This is a genomic window from Bartonella sp. AP57NXGY (assembly GCF_042195805.1).
In the GTDB taxonomy this organism is placed as follows: Bacteria; Pseudomonadota; Alphaproteobacteria; order Rhizobiales; family Rhizobiaceae; genus Bartonella.
Genome location: NZ_JBHIOZ010000272.1, coordinates 1 through 1493, shown reverse-complemented (window position 1 = coordinate 1493; position 1493 = coordinate 1). Strand labels below are relative to the sequence as shown.

Genomic DNA, 1493 nt, shown 5'->3' with positions numbered 1-1493 from the left:
AGACGTATCAATGCTGTTCGAGCAATTACAGCCTTTGTATGCCAAATGGGAGAAAGGGTATTGCGTATCTCTGTTTGCGTAATCTCTGAAACGGGTAAACAGCCTAATTTAGGGAGAATATGAAGGCGTAAAGGTGTAAACCATTTACCATTTTTACCATCACCTTTTAATTCAGCTTTACGAGTTTCAAAAGTATCTAGTGCAATATCTTTTAAGTAATGGAGATTGCTTATTGCCTCACGCTTTTGTTTTTCACGTTCTTTAATAGGGTCACGCCCTTCACGTAAAACAGCCCGCCACCCAGTTGCCAATTCACGGGCTTGTTTTAAAGAGACATCTCTTAAAGCACCCAAGCCCATTTCGCGACGCCGCCCATGAATGGTATAACGATACAGCCATTGAGCACCTCCATCTTTACGCTTATGAAGAAGCAAGCCGGCACCATCATTATATTTGCCAGTTCCCAATGTTGCGACAGATCTTGCATTAAGACGATTCATAAGAACCATTTTTACTCCTTTCTGCTATAGTTTTTACCCACACGTCAGCCCCGCTTGTGGTGTGCAAGCAAGTGATATGAATTGATTCAAGATACACAGATTTAAGATGAGAGAATCTTACGTTATTCAGGGTTCTCATTCAATATGAATAACGCTAGATTATGATTATAAATCAATGCCTTGAACACTTGTTGAATGCCGTTGGTTTGAAAGCGAGCGATATTACAAAGCGCCCGATTTAGAAACGGGTGAATTGCGTGATTATAGCGAAGAGGAATTTAAGCAGTTACAGTGCATGATGCCCGATATCCAAGGGGCAGCTTTCAATAAAAAGGTCGTAAAACGTGCTTTTTTAGGGAGAAAATTGCTTGAATCCCCTGATCAACCTTTGGTTCCAGCGGGTCAATTGGGTTGGGAGTGTATAACAGGGTATTTTGATAAGATAGAACGGCAATTTTATGGGGTTGTCCGTCCGACAAAAGATCCACAACGATGGGCGAATAAATATTTTAGTCAAGTGATGTATATCCTTAATAGCCAATCCAAAGGGGGGCTTATTGTCGAGGAAGGGGCGTTTAAGGACATCAGGCAGGCTATGCAAGATTGGGCGCGGGCTGATGCGTTGCTAGTTGCTGAAGATGGCGCTCTTGCAGAAGGCAAGATACAACCAAAGCCTGTAGCACAGTTTCCAGAGGGCTTTTTCCAGCTGTTTAATGAAGCTAAGGAAGCAATTAATCAGGTGACGGGTTTATCACCCGAATTCATTGGTACAAGGGAAGTGACACAAGCGGGTATTTTGGAGGCACAACGACGCCAATCCAGTTTAAATCTGCTTGCTTGTCTGTTTGATGGTTTACGTTTGTATCGCAAGCGGCAAGGTAAGATTATTTTGCACCTTATACAGAATTACTTGTCCGATGGTCGTTTGGTACGGATATCTGGTGAAGAGAATGCGCAATATATTCCATTGACGCGTGAAGAAGTAACGAGTGT

General features: G+C 42.6%; 1 protein-coding gene and 1 pseudogene. One reads left to right on the top strand and one right to left on the bottom strand.

The genetic code is table 11. The annotated features are described in order from the left end of the window. Positions 1–509 (bottom strand): integrase arm-type DNA-binding domain-containing protein (locus ACFIL8_RS10220; RefSeq protein ID WP_375689679.1); only part of this gene is annotated, 509 nt, incomplete at its 3' end. A gap of 175 nt (positions 510–684) precedes the next feature. Between ACFIL8_RS10220 and ACFIL8_RS10215 the strand changes: the two are divergent. Further along, a pseudogene (locus tag ACFIL8_RS10215) lies at positions 685–1493 on the top strand (phage portal protein); the annotation flags it as partial.